Genomic DNA, 15,476 nt, shown 5'->3' with positions numbered 1-15,476 from the left:
AACGTATAAAAAGTTAAAAGTTATAGGTGCGCTTAATATATGCGCCTAAATCAGTGATATAATTGTATTTAAATATGCCGCGTCCACTCACTGCGCTCACCTGCGGAAAGTGATAAACCAGCGTTCCATAAGGGACAATCATGTCACCGGGGATCTCAATGTCTTTATTGTCGGCATTCGTTAGCCACACGCTCGTCATGCTCACGTGGAAAGGCGAGTTATTGGTTCCCACCACGTCGTAGCCCTTTGCCACTTTACGCAGTTCCCACTTCAGATCGTCGCCCGCCTGCATGGGATTGCCTTTCAGGCCCGCAGGGCGATAGAAAAATTTGATCATCGTGCGGAACGCCATTTTTATCTGATTCCGATCCGCCTCTTCCGGCAGTTCAGGTGGAATATCCAGCACGTTTAGCCAGAGCAGGGTTTCACGATCTTTCGGGTATTTTCCTGCGGCTTCCTCTGTCTGGAATATACGGAAAACTTTCCCTTTCTGACCGTTAACGCGCGCAGCGGGAGGGTTGATAAAGAACGGAAGATTCTCCTTCTCCGTCCCATCGGTTTTGTCGGTGCTGGAAAGCCAGACCTGCACCAGCTCCGGGTTTTTACTGAGGTTATTTACGCGAACGGTTTGTTCACTCTCGTTTGCATTGAATGCCACACGAGTTGTTAAAATTTGTATAGTGGCGTTGGCGCAGGGGAACCACGTCAATGTCACCATTAACATTACTTTGAGAATATTACTGACCATCAGGCTCAACGTTCCTAAATGTGGCAGGGAAAGCAGTGGGATCACTCCCACTGCTCAAAGGTCTTACTGATACTTAATGGAATAAATGACGTCAGTGGTGACTTTACCGGCCGTTGCCGCACCGCCGGTGGCAACGTACTGCGCCCAGTAGTCGAAGCGAGCGGTATTACCCGAAATGACCGCTGTTTTCGGGTTATTGTTTGCGGTATTCAGATCCAAAACAGCTTTGCTGGAATCTAACAGACCGATTTCAACTTTATCGGCACCACCCGTGGTAACGGTGTTTTTCAGGTTACCGGTCGCGGTGTTGATATTGGTGCTCTGTGCCAGTTCGAAGAAGACGCTGGCGACTTTGTTGTTGGTGCAATTTGAGCCGCTCAGTTTAATGAAGAATGGCGTGTCTCCCGCGCGCTGACCCGCAGTGGCCAGCGCGGTGGTGCTGACGCTTGGCAGATGCACGGTGAAATCAGGAGAGGTGGATTCACCCTGTGCGTCACCGCCTGTAATGATACAGGTGGCGTCACTGATCGTTCCGTCAAAGGTAATTGTGCCATCTTCTGCCGCTGCTGCAGAACCCGCTCCCGCCAGAATGGTAAAAAGACCAATTTTTAAATATTTGTTCATAGATAATTCCATTTAGACATAAATTTTAATAAAGCGGCGGGATTGTAGGGAGTAAAAAAAGAGAAAACCACAGGATGAAACTAAATAAATTCCGAATTGAGACAGTCTCATGCTGTTTATGTATGTATGAATATGGTATGAGGTGTTTTTTTCTTTGAATTACAAGGGCGAAATAGATGGTGGGATGAATTAAATATTCGCTTGGAAAATATATGGATTGTAAAGATTATAATATTTTTATGGCTATGATTTTATTTGGTGAATAGGATGGGTTGTCTATATATGTTGTATTTATGAGTCGCTTGAATTTAATGGATTCAGGCGCTATTCTTAGCGCCATACAGCATTACGATATGAAACGATCCCTTCCTCGTCGGGCTTAACGACGCGGAAGGGATTTTTTTTCACCTTTAGCAACGATCGTCTATCTATGATACGAGGACAGGACATGAGCACTTTAGGTCATCAGTACGATAACTCTCTGGTATCTAACGCGTTTGGTTTTTTACGCCTTCCGATGAACTTCCAGCCGTACGACAGTGATGCGGACTGGGTGATCACCGGCGTGCCGTTCGACATGGCAACGTCAGGCCGTGCGGGTGGCCGCCATGGCCCGGCGGCGATCCGTCAGGTTTCCACTAACCTGGCCTGGGAGCACAACCGCTTCCCGTGGAACTTCGACATGCGCGAGCGTCTGAACGTGGTGGACTGCGGTGACCTGGTGTACGCCTTTGGCGACGCGCGTGAGATGAGCGAAAAGCTGCAGGCCCACGCCGAGAAGCTGCTGGCTGCCGGTAAGCGCATGCTCTCCTTCGGCGGCGACCACTTCGTGACCCTGCCGCTGCTGCGCGCCCACGCGAAGCACTTTGGTAAAATGGCGCTGGTGCACTTCGATGCCCACACCGACACCTACGCCAACGGCTGTGAGTTTGACCACGGCACCATGTTCTTCACCGCGCCGAACGAAGGTCTGATCGACCCGAACCACTCCGTGCAGATCGGTATTCGCACTGAATTCGACAAAGACAACGGCTTCACCGTGCTGGATGCGGGTCAGGTTAACGATCGCGGTGTTGATGACATCCTCGCGCAGGTGAAGCAGATCGTGGGTGATATGCCTGTGTATCTGACCTTCGACATCGACTGCCTGGATCCGGCATTTGCACCGGGTACCGGTACGCCGGTGATCGGCGGCCTGACCTCAGACCGTGCCATCAAGCTGGTGCGCGGCCTGAAGGATCTCAACATTGTCGGGATGGACGTGGTGGAAGTGGCGCCTGCGTATGACCAGTCCGAGATCACTGCGCTGGCCGCAGCGACCCTGGCACTGGAAATGCTCTACATCCAGGCAGCCAAAAAAGGCGAATAAGCCTCTTCTGGCGTAAAAAAAACCTCTCCCTGGAGAGGTTTTTTATTGCCTTTAAAACACGTTAAACGGGTATTCCACGTAAGCGCGGATCTCGTCCCCGCCCACGTTATAATCGCTGGCGTTGCTGGAGACGCGCAGTACGGAATAGCGCAGTTTCAGTTTCAGATCCTTCGCCGGACCATCCTGCACCTGGTACTGGATCTGATTAAACCACTCGTGCTCTTTGCCGTTGCTGGTTTCTGCGGTTTTGATGTTGTCCCCGCGCACGTAGGCGGTGGTCCAGCTCAGACCCGGCAGGCCAAGGCCACCAAAGTCCAGACCGTAGGATGCCTGCCAGGAACGTTCATCTTCGCCGTTAAAATCAGACCAGTAGGAGTTTGCCAGCCAGATGGTGTTACCGCCATCACCCACGCCGCCCTGGTCGCGGTAGCCGCCGTAGTTGTAGCCGGTGCTGCCGCTGCTCTGCTGGTACGCCACTTTGAACGTGTGAATATCCCAGATGTAGCTCGCCGCCAGGCTCCAGATAGCGTTGCTGCGGCCCGTGTCGAGGCTGTCCGCATAACTCTGGTCCAGACGGGAGTTATAACCGTTGAAGTCGAGCACCAGCTGCTGCCCGGTGCTGAACGGCTGTTTGAAGTTCAGGCCCAGATATTGCTTGTTCATTACCTCTTCATTGTGAGAGGCGTAAAACGCGCCGCTGAACTGGTCGTTGAACTGGTAGCTCGCGCCGCCGAAGGAGAGGCTCTTCAGCCCGCTGTCGTGGCGGTCGTCACTTTTACGCTGCTCGTCCGTGAAATAACCGGCGTTGATTTCCAGACCATCGATCTCTTTTGAGGTCAGCATGGTGCCGGTATAGCTTTCAAACAGCAGGCGGGAGCTGTCGGCATTCACGATAGGCAATTCTGGTCGCTGATTCCCGTAGCTCAGTACGGTATTCGAGATGCGCATTTTGGCGGTTGCGCCAAACTTTGCCAGATCGGATTTTGCCCGGCCGTCGTCTTCCTGCTTAAAGAAGTCGATGCCGCCCGCGCCGCTCTTGCCGCGGCCGCCGTCCAGGCGCACGCCGTATTGAGCAATACCGTCCACACCAAAGCCAACCGGTCCTTCAGTATAGCCGGATGCAAACGTGGCGATGATCCCCTGACCCCATTCGGCTTTGTCCTGCTGGCCCTGATGATAATCACGGCTGATATACGCATTGCGTAAAAACAGGTCCAGATGGCTGTCGTCAATAAAACCCTGGCTGTCGGATTGCTGACTTGCAGCGGCAGGTAATGCGGCAAATAAACTTAAAGCAATTAATGATAATTCTTTTTTCACGGAGGGAACGTCTCTGTCTGGATATATTAATTGAATAACTGCAGGGAGGATAATTACCGGAAAAAGTGACCTTTGCAATAATTATGTGACCAGGTGTTTCGATGTGACAGGGCAGATTTTGCGGGGCTTTCAGGGGTGTTATCGATACGTGCTGTTAAGTTAACAATTCATGCGAAATAAAAAGGAGGCAAAACTGCCTCCTTCTGAAATTATTTAATTCCGTCTGCGGCCATACGGTCGCGAATATGCTGTGCGCGTTCTTCTGAGGCAGGGTGATCGTCAAACATGGAGCTTTGACGTCCCGCTTCCAGCTTGGCCAGTTTTTCGAAGCTGGTGGCTAAACCGGATGGATTAATGCCGCGTTTGCGCAACAGATCGTAGGAGTAGTCATCCGCTTCGGACTCCTGACGCTGGGAGAACTGAGAGTTCACCAGCTTTTCACCTACGTCGCCCAGCTGTGACTGCGACAGGCTGCCAACGATACCGCCCGCTGAGGCTGCCGCTGCGCGGATGGCATTGGTGCCCAGGGCTACCTGCATCCCTTTCTTCACGTGGCCCAGGGCAACGTGGCCCATTTCATGGCCGATAACCGCTTCCACTTCGTTGTCGGTCATCATGTCCATCAGCCCGCTGTAAACGCGGATACAGCCGTTTGCCATCGCGAAGGCGTTGACGTCTTTCGCCATGTACACCTTGTAGTTCACCGGCTGGCCATTGATGTTATCGCCCAGCGCGGAAGCAATCTTATTCAGACGCTGCGTGTAGGTACTATCAGACGGCGCAAGGGTGGCTTTTCCGTCCATATCTTTACAGGCCTGGTCGCTCAGCGCTTTTACCTGCGCATCGCTCAGGGAATAGGCATGAAAGGCCTCTGCGCCTGACGTCATCAGACCGTTAGAGTCCATATTCTGACAGCCGCTCAGCAGGAGCGTTGTACCCAGGGCCAGCACTATTGCACGCATTTTCATGAGGTTGCTTCCGTACTCGTTAATCTGAATAAAATCCGAAAAGTGCACCGTCAGCGAAGCCGGTGTTGGGCTAAGTATAAGGAATATCTACAGGGCCGGGCGAGCAGATTGCGCAACATGCGAGCATGATCCAGAGATTTCTTAACAAGCAAAAGAATGCTCCATGTACATGACTTGCGGCTTGGGTTACATTGTTGGCACTTTTTTCCGGCGTAGCCCAAAACGCGCTGTCGTCAAGGGCATGGCCTTTAACAGTCCGATCTGGAGTTAAAATGTCCTCACGTAAAGAGCTTGCTAATGCTATTCGTGCGCTGAGCATGGACGCAGTACAGAAAGCCAAATCCGGCCACCCAGGGGCCCCTATGGGTATGGCTGATATCGCCGAAGTTCTGTGGCGCGATTTCCTGAACCACAACCCGCAGAACCCGTCATGGGCTGACCGCGACCGCTTCGTGCTGTCAAACGGCCACGGCTCTATGCTTATCTATAGCCTGCTGCACCTCACCGGCTACGATCTGCCTATCGAAGAGCTGAAAAACTTCCGCCAGCTGCACTCCAAAACTCCAGGTCACCCGGAAGTGGGCTACACCGCTGGCGTAGAAACCACCACCGGCCCGCTGGGTCAGGGTATTGCTAACGCTGTGGGTATGGCGATTGCTGAGAAGACCCTGGCGGCGCAGTTCAACCGTCCTGGCCACGACATCGTTGACCACTTCACTTACGCGTTCATGGGCGATGGCTGCATGATGGAAGGCATTTCTCACGAAGTGTGCTCCCTGGCAGGTACCCTGAAGCTGGGTAAACTGGTTGCGTTCTATGACGACAACGGTATCTCCATCGACGGTCACGTTGAGGGCTGGTTCACTGACGACACCGCTGCACGTTTCGAAGCCTACGGCTGGCACGTTGTGCGTGGCGTTGATGGCCACGATGCTGACTCGATTAAACGTGCAGTAGAAGAAGCGCGCGCTGTGACGGACAAACCGTCCCTGCTGATGTGCAAAACCATCATCGGCTTCGGTTCTCCGAACAAAGCGGGTACGCACGACTCCCACGGCGCGCCGCTGGGCGACGCGGAAATCGCACTGACCCGCGAAGCGCTGGGCTGGAAATACCCTGCATTCGAAATCCCATCTGAGATCTATGCTCAGTGGGATGCAAAAGAAGTAGGCCAGGCGAAAGAAGCGGCATGGAACGAGAAGTTCGCTGCTTACGCGAAAGCCTTCCCACAGGAAGCGGCTGAATTCACCCGTCGTATGAAAGGTGACATGCCGTCTGACTTCGACGCGAAAGCGAACGAATTCATCGCTAAGCTGCAGGCGAACCCGTCTAAAATCGCGAGCCGTAAAGCGTCTCAGAATGCCATTGAAGCGTTCGGTCCTCTGCTGCCTGAATTCCTCGGCGGCTCCGCTGACCTGGCGCCATCTAACCTGACCCTGTGGTCCGGTTCTAAGCCAATCAACGAAGACACTGCCGGTAACTACATCCATTACGGTGTACGTGAATTCGGTATGACTGCGATTGCCAACGGTATCTCCCTGCACGGTGGTTTCCTGCCGTACACCTCTACCTTCCTGATGTTCGTTGAATATGCGCGTAACGCCGTGCGTATGGCGGCGCTGATGAAACAGCGTCAGGTGATGGTCTATACCCACGACTCCATCGGTCTGGGCGAAGACGGCCCAACTCACCAGCCGGTAGAGCAGGTGGCTTCCCTGCGCGTGACCCCGAACATGAGCACATGGCGTCCATGTGACCAGGTGGAATCCGCGGTGGCGTGGAAATACGGCGTTGAGCGTCAGGACGGTCCTACCGCGCTGATCCTCTCCCGTCAGAACCTGGCGCAGCAGGAACGTACCCCAGAGCAGCTGGCGAACATCGCGCGCGGCGGTTATGTGCTGAAAGATTGCGCGGGCCAGCCAGAGCTGATCTTCATCGCTACCGGTTCTGAAGTTGAACTGGCCGTTGCTGCATGGGAAAAACTGACTGCCGAAGGCGTGAAGGCGCGCGTGGTTTCCATGCCGTCTACCGACGCGTTCGACAAGCAGGATGCTGCTTACCGTGAATCCGTACTGCCTAAAGCGGTTTCCGCGCGTGTGGCAGTGGAAGCGGGTATCGCTGACTACTGGTTCAAATATGTGGGCCTGAACGGCGCTATCGTCGGTATGACCACCTTCGGTGAATCTGCTCCGGCAGAACTGCTGTTCGAAGAGTTCGGCTTCACCGTTGAGAACGTTGTCGCGAAGGCGAAAGAACTGCTGTAATCACCATTTTGCCCGGTGGCGCTTATGCTTACCGGGCCTACAAATGGCTCGAAAGTAGGCCGGGTAAGCGCTAGCGCGCCACCCGGCTTTTTTGTAAGCATTATTCCACCTAAAATGTGACGCAAGTCATATAGCTCGCTTATTCATCTGGACAGACATTCCTTTTATTCCCCGATTCGCTTATTCTTGCTGAAGCGTTTCAGTCGATTAAATGTTCGACAAATGACCAATCAATCGCAGTTTGTGACAGCAAGGATTCCCCTTCGGGCGTAGCTGGATTACTCTTTCAGCCACCTCAAACTCAGGGATTGCTTTGCAGGAGATCTATGACCGTACGCGTAGCGATTAACGGCTTCGGTCGCATCGGGCGTAATGTGGTTCGTGCTTTGTATGAATCCGGACGTCGGGCGGAAATGACCGTGGTGGCAATCAATGAACTGGCGGATGCTGCGGGCATGGCGCATTTGTTGAAGTATGACACCAGCCACGGACGCTTTGCCTGGGATGTACGCCAGGAAAGAGATCAGCTTTTTGTGGGTGATGACGCTATTCGTGTGCTGCATGAGAACAGCATCTCCGGGCTACCCTGGCGTGAACTGGGTGTGGATGTCGTGCTTGACTGTACCGGTGTGTATGGCAATCGCGAACATGGCGAAGCGCATCTCTCTGCAGGTGCGAAAAAAGTCCTGTTTTCTCATCCCGGCAGTAACGACCTCGACGCGACCGTCGTGTTTGGCGTCAACCAGCATGAGCTGCAAGCCGAACATCGCATTGTTTCCAACGCCTCCTGTACCACCAACTGCATTATTCCGGTCATCAAACTGTTAGACGATGCGTATGGCATTGAGTCCGGCACCGTGACCACGATTCACTCCGCCATGCACGATCAACAGGTCATTGACGCTTACCACCCGGATTTACGGCGCACGCGTGCAGCGAGCCAGTCAATCATTCCGGTGGATACAAAGCTGGCTGCTGGGATTACCCGAATTTTTCCGCAGTTCAACGATCGTTTTGAGGCGATTGCCGTGCGCGTCCCGACGATCAACGTCACCGCGATCGACCTTAGCGTGACGGTGAAAAAACCGGTAAAAGCCTGTGAAGTCAACCTGTTGCTGCAAAAAGCGGCACAGGGGGCATTTCATGGTATAGTTGACTATACGGAATTACCGTTGGTCTCAGTAGATTTTAACCACGACCCGCACAGCGCCATCGTCGATGGCACGCAAACGAGGGTCAGTGGCGCACACCTTATCAAGACGCTGGTCTGGTGTGATAACGAATGGGGCTTTGCTAACCGAATGCTCGACACCACGTTAGCAATGGCTGCTCAAGGTTTCAGGTAAGGCGCATCGTGCGTCTGCAAAACTTTAAGAATCAACGAGAGGATTCACCATGTCTGTAATTAAGATGACCGATCTGGATCTGGCTGGTAAACGCGTTTTCATCCGTGCCGATCTGAACGTACCGGTTAAAGATGGCAAAGTGACCAGCGACGCGCGTATCCGTGCATCTCTGCCAACCATCGAACTGGCTCTGAAGCAGGGCGCGAAAGTGATGGTCACCTCCCACCTGGGTCGTCCAACTGAAGGCGAGTACAACGAAGAGTTCTCTCTGCTGCCAGTGGTTAATTACCTGAAAGACAAACTGTCCAACCCGGTTCGCCTGGTGAAAGATTACCTGGACGGCGTTGACGTTGCAGCCGGTGAACTGGTTGTGCTGGAAAACGTTCGCTTCAACAAAGGCGAGAAGAAAGACGACGAAACCCTGTCCAAAAAATACGCTGCACTGTGCGACGTATTCGTGATGGATGCATTCGGTACGGCTCACCGTGCTCAGGCGTCTACCCATGGTATCGGTAAATTCGCAGACGTAGCGTGTGCCGGTCCTCTGCTGGCTGACGAACTGGAAGCGCTGGGTAAAGCACTGAAAGAGCCTGCTCGTCCGATGGTCGCTATCGTTGGTGGTTCTAAAGTTTCTACCAAACTGACCGTTCTGGATTCTCTGTCTAAAATCGCTGACCAGCTGATCGTTGGCGGTGGTATCGCGAACACCTTCGTTGCCGCTCAGGGCCACAACGTCGGTAAATCCCTGTACGAAGCAGACCTGGTTGACGAAGCCAAACGCCTGCTGGGTACCTGTGATATCCCGGTTCCAACTGACGTTCGCGTCGCGACCGAGTTCTCCGAAACCGCAACCGCGACCCTGAAATCTGTAAACGACATCAAAGACGAAGAGCAGATTCTGGACCTGGGCGACGTTTCTGCACAGAAACTGGCTGAAATCCTCAAAAACGCAAAAACTATCCTGTGGAACGGTCCTGTTGGCGTGTTCGAATTCCCGAACTTCCGCAAAGGGACTGAAATCGTGGCTAACGCAATCGCAGACAGCGAAGCGTTCTCTATCGCAGGCGGTGGTGACACCCTGGCAGCAATCGACCTGTTCGGTATCGCTGACAAGATCTCCTACATCTCCACTGGTGGCGGCGCATTCCTCGAATTCGTGGAAGGCAAAGTACTGCCAGCAGTAGCAATGCTCGAAGAGCGCGCTAAGAAGTAAGCCATTCAAGGGCAGGGAAACCTGCCCAATTTTCAGCGCGCTTTTAAGAGCTCGCACCTTTTCTAACGGCCGAAGATACAGGACTAAGCAACATGTCTAAAATTTTTGATTTCGTAAAACCTGGCGTTATCACTGGTGATGACGTACAGAAAGTGTTCCAGGTAGCTAAAGAAAACAACTTCGCTCTGCCAGCAGTTAACTGCGTGGGTACCGACTCCATCAACGCCGTACTGGAAACTGCTGCTAAAGTTAAAGCTCCAGTTATCGTTCAGTTCTCTAACGGCGGCGCTGCGTTCATCGCAGGTAAAGGCGTGAAAACTGACATTCCTCAGGGTGCTGCAATCTTGGGTGCTATCTCTGGTGCGCACCACGTACACCAGATGGCTGAGCACTACGGTGTTCCAGTTATCCTGCACACTGACCACTGCGCGAAGAAACTGCTGCCGTGGATCGACGGTCTGCTGGACGCGGGTGAAAAACACTTCGCGGCAACCGGTAAGCCACTGTTCTCTTCTCACATGATCGACCTGTCTGAAGAGTCACTGCACGAAAACATCGAAATCTGCTCCAAGTACCTGGCGCGCATGGCCAAAATGGACATGACCCTGGAAATCGAACTGGGTTGCACCGGCGGTGAAGAAGACGGCGTGGACAACAGCCACATGGACGCTTCTGCACTGTACACCCAGCCAGAAGACGTTGATTACGCTTACACCGAGCTGAGCAAAATCAGCCCACGCTTCACCATTGCAGCGTCCTTCGGTAACGTACACGGCGTTTACAAACCAGGTAACGTGGTTCTGACCCCAACCATCCTGCGTGATTCTCAGGAATACGTTTCCAAGAAACACAACCTGCCGCACAACAGCCTGAACTTCGTCTTCCACGGCGGTTCCGGTTCTTCTGCTCAGGAAATCAAAGACTCCGTAAGCTACGGCGTCGTGAAAATGAACATCGACACCGACACCCAGTGGGCAACCTGGGACGGTATCCTGCAGTACTACAAAGCGAACGAAGCTTACCTGCAGGGCCAGTTGGGCAACCCGAAAGGCGAAGACCAGCCGAACAAGAAATACTACGATCCACGCGTATGGCTGCGCGCAGCGCAGACGTCCATGGTGACCCGTCTGGAGCAGGCTTTCAAAGAACTGAACGCGATCGACGTTCTGTAATTTGAGCTGCTAACAGCATCAGAAGGCCCGCAAATGCGGGCCTTTTTTTATGCTTTTTCAATACCCTGCCAGCCCTGTTTTTGTGATCTGTTTGGCAAAGCCGGTGCTTTTTGTTTACCCTTTACTGACCTGCCTGTCTCCATGGGGGATGGATTTTGTGTTTTGGTTTAACAAAAGGAAGAATAAATGGAACAACTCGATGTTGTAGACAGCATCAATAACGCCGGTAACTGGCTGGTGCGCAACCAGGCCCTGCTGCTGAGCTATGCCGTGAACATCGTCGCGGCGATTGCCATCATCATCGTCGGGATGATCGTGGCGCGTATTGTCTCGAATACGGTTAACCGCGTAATGCTGGCCCGTCACATTGACGCCACGGTGGCAGACTTCCTCTCCGCACTGGTGCGCTACGGCATTATCGCCTTCACGCTGATTGCCGCGCTGGGCCGTGTGGGGGTGCAAACCGCCTCCGTCATTGCCGTTCTCGGTGCCGCCGGTCTGGCCATTGGTCTGGCACTGCAGGGCTCGCTTTCAAACCTGGCGGCAGGCGTGCTGCTGGTGACCTTCCGTCCGTTCCGCTCCGGCGAATACGTTGACCTTGGCGGCATTGCCGGAACCGTGCTGCAGGTGCAGATTTTCTCAACGACTATGCGTACCGTCGATGGCCGCATCGTGGTCGTGCCGAACGGGAAAATTATCGCGGGCAACATTATCAACTTCTCCCGTGAGCCGGTGCGTCGTAACGAACTGATTATCAGCGTGGCATACGACTCCGACATCGATCAGGTGAAGTCGCTGATTACCAACATCATTGCTTCTGACGATCGCATTCTGAAAGACAAAGAGCAGACGGTTCGCCTGAATGAACTCGGCGCTTCCTCCATTAACTTTGTGGTGCGTATCTGGAGCAAAAGCAGCGATCTGCAAAACGTATACTGGGACGTGCTGGAACGCATTAAGCGCGACTTCGACGCCAACGGCATCAGTTTCCCGTATCCGCAGATGGACGTGAATCTTAAACGCGAGAAAGCCGCCGAGTAATCCCCCGACGTTGTAGGCCCGGTAAGCGCTAGCGCCACCGGGCTTTACCTTCATAAGCTCCGCTAATACCCAATTAATATTATCCATTTCATCTAATGTAGTTCGCGCAGTATAGTCAGCTTCCAGAACAACACTGCGAGAAAATCATCATGCTATCTTATTATTTTCAAGGGCTTGCCTTAGGTGCGGCTATGATCCTTCCCCTCGGCCCGCAAAATGCGTTCGTGATGAATCAGGGCATCCGCCGCCAGTACCATCTGATGATTGCCCTGCTGTGCGCGGTAAGCGATTTGCTGCTGATCTGTGCCGGGATTTTTGGCGGCAGCGCGCTGCTGATGCAGTCTCCGTGGCTGCTGGCGCTGGTCACCTGGGGCGGCGTGGCGTTTCTGCTCTGGTACGGATTCGGCGCGCTGAAAACGGCAATGAGCAGCAACCTCGAACTGGCGAGCGCGGAGGTCATGAAGCAGGGCCGCTGGAAGATTATCGTCACCATGCTGGCGGTGACCTGGCTTAACCCGCATGTGTATCTCGACACCTTCGTCGTGCTGGGCAGCCTGGGCGGTCAACTGGACGTTGAGCCGAAACGCTGGTTTGCGCTCGGTACGGTCAGCGCCTCTTTCCTGTGGTTCTTCGGTCTCGCCATTCTGGCGGCATGGCTGGCGCCCCGCCTGCGTACGGCCAAAGCCCAGCGCATCATTAATACCCTGGTCGGCCTGGTGATGTGGTTTATCGCTTTCCAGCTGGCGAAAGAGGGGATTCATCATGTCCAGGAATTGTTCAACTAATCCTTGTCTTATGGACAACTGAATAAGACCCGCTAAGCTTGCTGGCATGCGCCCTGTTATTGGGGCACTCTTCGCAACATGGAGGAATGACAGTGAAGTTTAAAGTGATGGCCCTGGCGGCATTAGTGAGTTTCGGTGCGGTGTCGGTGCAGGCAAGCGAATTGCCGGATGGCCCGCACATCGTCACGTCAGGCACCGCAAGCGTGGACGCGGTACCCGATGTTGCAACCCTGGCAATTGAGGTGAATGTGGCGGCGAAAGATGCAGCGACGGCCAAGAAGCAGGCTGACGATCGCGTTGCGCAATACCTCTCTTTCCTCGAGCAGAACGGTGTCGGTAAAAAAGATATCAACTCTGCGAACCTGCGTACTCAACCCGATTACGACTACCAGAATGGCAAAAGCATCCTGAAAGGCTACCGTGCGGTGCGTACCGTTGAAGTGACCGTGCGTCAGCTGGATAAGCTTAACTCGCTGCTGGACGGTGCGCTGAAGGCGGGCCTGAACGAGATCCGTTCCGTGTCGCTGGGCGTTGCGCAACCGGAGAAGTACAAAGACGAAGCGCGTAAAGCGGCGATTGATGATGCCATTCACCAGGCGGAACAGCTGGCTTCTGGCTTTAAGAGCAAGCTCGGTCCGGTTTACAGCGTGCGTTACCACGTCTCAAACTACCAGCCAAGCCCGATGGTTCGTATGATGAAGGCTGACGCAGCGCCGGTATCCGCTCAGGAAACTTACGAGCAGCCGACGATCCAGTTCGACGATCAGGTGGATGTGGTGTTCCAGCTTGAACCTGTTGCAGCACAGCCGAAACCGGCTCAGTAATCTGTAGGCCGGGTAAGGCGTGGCCGCCACCCGGCTTTTCTTTTTAATCCTGTCTCAATACCTTATGCCCGTACGCCAGCAGCGCGTCAGTGACGTTGCGCATCATGCGGCTTTCCGGCGCAAAACGGTGCCAGTAGAGCATCCGACGCTGATACAGCCCCGGCGTTAAGTCAATCAGCTCACCGCTTTTCAACTCTTTCTCAATCTGCAGGTGCGGGATCATGCAGCAGGTCGTGCCCTGGCGTGCAAGCTGCACGAAGGCTTCTGACGAGTTCACGATATGGCACGGCACGCTGCCCGGCGGCAGGTCGAAGTTTTGCTGCAGGAACGCCTGATGCATATCGTCCAGATGGTCGAAGGCCACGGCAGGGGCTTTCAGCAGCGCCGCGCGGGTGACGCCGTTGGGGAAGTAGCGTTCCGCAAAGGCTTTTGAACCCACAAACAGATAGTCCAGGGCGCCTAACTGATCGACAAGGCAGCTTGGCAGCGCCTGAGGCTGAATACTGACCGCCCCAACCACTTCACCGCGACGCAGGCGTTCCTGGGTGCGGGTTTCGTCTTCAACCTGCAAATTCAGACGGATAGGGGAGTCCGCGAGGACCGGCGCCAGGGCCGGCAGCAGCCAGGTTGCCAGACTGTCGGCGTTGACCGCCAGAGAGAGCAGCAGCGGCGTAGAGCCCGTTTGTTCGTCACCCAGCCACTCGTCTTCCAGCAGTTCAACCTGACGCAGCAGAGCGAGGAGCTTTTGCCCTTGCTCTGTTGGACGTGGCGGCACGGTACGCACCAGCAGCGGCTGGCCGAACATGTTTTCAAGCTGTTTGATACGCTGAGAGACGGCGGACTGCGTGATGCAAAGCTTTTGCGCCGCGCGCTCAAAGCCTCGTTCACGAATAACTGCATCAAGTGCCTGTAGTGTTCTGTAGTCCGGACGTTTCATTGCTCTGGCTGGCTCCTTAATTTTGCTTATTCTGCACTATGACACAATTTTCCCTTTGTGGCAGACGAATTCCATTCGACGTGTTCTATAATGCGCCCTGAGTTTTCACACCACAGGCAAAACGATCATGACGCAGGATGAACTGAAAAAAGCAGTAGGATGGGCCGCTCTCCAGTACGTACAGCCGGGTACCATTGTCGGTGTCGGTACGGGATCAACCGCGGCACACTTTATCGATGCGCTGGGCACGATGAAGGGGCAGATCGAGGGCGCGGTTTCCAGCTCTGATGCTTCCACGGAAAAGCTGAAAAGCCTCGGCATTACCGTTTTCGATCTTAACGAAGTGGATCGTCTGGGGATTTACGTTGATGGCGCGGATGAAATCAACGGCCACATGCAGATGATCAAAGGCGGCGGCGCGGCGCTGACGCGCGAAAAAATCATCGCCTCCGTTGCGGACAAGTTTATCTGCATCGCCGACGCCTCCAAGCAGGTGGACATTCTGGGGAATTTCCCGCTGCCGGTTGAAGTGATCCCGATGGCCCGCAGCGCGGTTGCCCGTCAGCTGGTCAAGCTGGGCGGTCGTCCGGAATATCGTCAGGGCGTAGTGACCGACAACGGCAACGTGATCCTCGACGTTCACGGTCTGGAAATTCTTGACGCGATTGCGCTGGAAAACGCCATCAACGGCATTCCAGGCGTAGTGACCGTAGGGCTATTCGCCAACCGTGGCGCGGATGTGGCGCTGATCGGCACCGCTGACGGCGTGAAAACCATCGTAAAATGATCTGACGGGGGGAGTCCTCCCCCCGCTAAAAAATTTTTGAAACGCTAAATTTGGTGACTTGTGTCACGTTTTTATGTC

Annotated in this window: 14 protein-coding genes; 9 read left to right on the top strand and 5 right to left on the bottom strand. The window is 54.1% G+C overall.

The annotated features are described in order from the left end of the window. Positions 1-13: 13 nt before the first annotated feature. Together BFV67_RS18180 and BFV67_RS18175 are read right to left on the bottom strand one after the other, a co-directional pair. Positions 14-718, bottom strand: coding sequence for a fimbrial biogenesis chaperone (locus BFV67_RS18180; RefSeq protein ID WP_225828762.1), 705 nt, complete (start codon positions 716-718; stop codon positions 14-16). Positions 719-811: 93 nt separating this feature from the next. Then, positions 812-1,372, bottom strand: a complete 561-nt coding sequence (locus tag BFV67_RS18175; RefSeq protein WP_008499738.1) for a fimbrial protein — start codon at positions 1,370-1,372, stop codon at positions 812-814. Positions 1,373-1,820: 448 nt separating this feature from the next. On the opposite strand from BFV67_RS18175, the gene speB reads away from it, so the two are divergent. Next, positions 1,821-2,741: an agmatinase gene (gene speB, locus BFV67_RS18170; protein WP_008499737.1), complete on the top strand. Its 921-nt coding sequence runs from the start codon at positions 1,821-1,823 to the stop codon at positions 2,739-2,741. A 51-nt stretch (positions 2,742-2,792) separates the two neighbouring features. Here speB and BFV67_RS18165 read toward each other — a convergent pair whose 3' ends face one another. Together BFV67_RS18165 and loiP are read right to left on the bottom strand one after the other, a co-directional pair. Beyond that, the gene (locus BFV67_RS18165; protein ID WP_008499736.1) at positions 2,793-4,061 is read right to left on the bottom strand and encodes an OprD family outer membrane porin; all 1,269 of its coding nucleotides are present in this window, start codon (positions 4,059-4,061) and stop codon (positions 2,793-2,795) included. 209 nt (positions 4,062-4,270) lie between these two features. Then, entirely contained in the window at positions 4,271-5,029 is a 759-nt protein-coding gene (gene loiP, locus BFV67_RS18160; protein ID WP_069598763.1) for a metalloprotease LoiP, read from the bottom strand. 272 nt (positions 5,030-5,301) lie between these two features. On the opposite strand from loiP, the gene tkt reads away from it, so the two are divergent. The 7 genes from tkt (at position 5,302) to BFV67_RS18125 (ending at position 13,674) form a co-directional block, all read left to right on the top strand. Beyond that, positions 5,302-7,293: a transketolase gene (gene tkt, locus BFV67_RS18155; protein WP_021242065.1), complete on the top strand. Its 1,992-nt coding sequence runs from the start codon at positions 5,302-5,304 to the stop codon at positions 7,291-7,293. A gap of 326 nt (positions 7,294-7,619) precedes the next feature. After that, complete coding sequence (gene epd / locus BFV67_RS18150; protein WP_032675470.1) at positions 7,620-8,639, top strand: erythrose-4-phosphate dehydrogenase; 1,020 nt, start codon at positions 7,620-7,622, stop codon at positions 8,637-8,639. A 49-nt stretch (positions 8,640-8,688) separates the two neighbouring features. Continuing rightward, complete coding sequence (pgk, locus tag BFV67_RS18145) at positions 8,689-9,852, top strand: phosphoglycerate kinase (RefSeq protein WP_008499732.1); 1,164 nt, start codon at positions 8,689-8,691, stop codon at positions 9,850-9,852. A gap of 92 nt (positions 9,853-9,944) precedes the next feature. Then, the gene (fbaA, locus tag BFV67_RS18140) at positions 9,945-11,024 is read left to right on the top strand and encodes a class II fructose-bisphosphate aldolase (RefSeq protein ID WP_008499731.1); all 1,080 of its coding nucleotides are present in this window, start codon (positions 9,945-9,947) and stop codon (positions 11,022-11,024) included. A 186-nt stretch (positions 11,025-11,210) separates the two neighbouring features. Continuing rightward, the gene (gene mscS, locus BFV67_RS18135) at positions 11,211-12,065 is read left to right on the top strand and encodes a small-conductance mechanosensitive channel MscS (protein WP_008499730.1); all 855 of its coding nucleotides are present in this window, start codon (positions 11,211-11,213) and stop codon (positions 12,063-12,065) included. Between the two features lie 149 nt (positions 12,066-12,214). Further along, complete coding sequence (gene argO, locus BFV67_RS18130) at positions 12,215-12,850, top strand: arginine exporter ArgO (protein WP_021242063.1); 636 nt, start codon at positions 12,215-12,217, stop codon at positions 12,848-12,850. A 92-nt stretch (positions 12,851-12,942) separates the two neighbouring features. Continuing rightward, positions 12,943-13,674: an oxidative stress defense protein gene (locus BFV67_RS18125; protein WP_008499728.1), complete on the top strand. Its 732-nt coding sequence runs from the start codon at positions 12,943-12,945 to the stop codon at positions 13,672-13,674. A 43-nt stretch (positions 13,675-13,717) separates the two neighbouring features. Here BFV67_RS18125 and argP read toward each other — a convergent pair whose 3' ends face one another. Further along, complete coding sequence (argP, locus tag BFV67_RS18120) at positions 13,718-14,611, bottom strand: DNA-binding transcriptional regulator ArgP (RefSeq protein WP_008499727.1); 894 nt, start codon at positions 14,609-14,611, stop codon at positions 13,718-13,720. A 127-nt stretch (positions 14,612-14,738) separates the two neighbouring features. On the opposite strand from argP, the gene rpiA reads away from it, so the two are divergent. Continuing rightward, positions 14,739-15,398, top strand: a complete 660-nt coding sequence (gene rpiA / locus BFV67_RS18115; RefSeq protein WP_003860091.1) for a ribose-5-phosphate isomerase RpiA — start codon at positions 14,739-14,741, stop codon at positions 15,396-15,398. The last annotated feature ends 78 nt before the right edge of the window (positions 15,399-15,476 follow it).

Origin of the sequence: Enterobacter roggenkampii, from assembly GCF_001729805.1 — a bacterium.
Classification (GTDB): domain Bacteria; phylum Pseudomonadota; class Gammaproteobacteria; order Enterobacterales; family Enterobacteriaceae; genus Enterobacter; species Enterobacter roggenkampii.
Note: the sequence above shows the minus strand (reverse complement) of the source record. Positions and strands in the feature narration are given on the sequence as shown.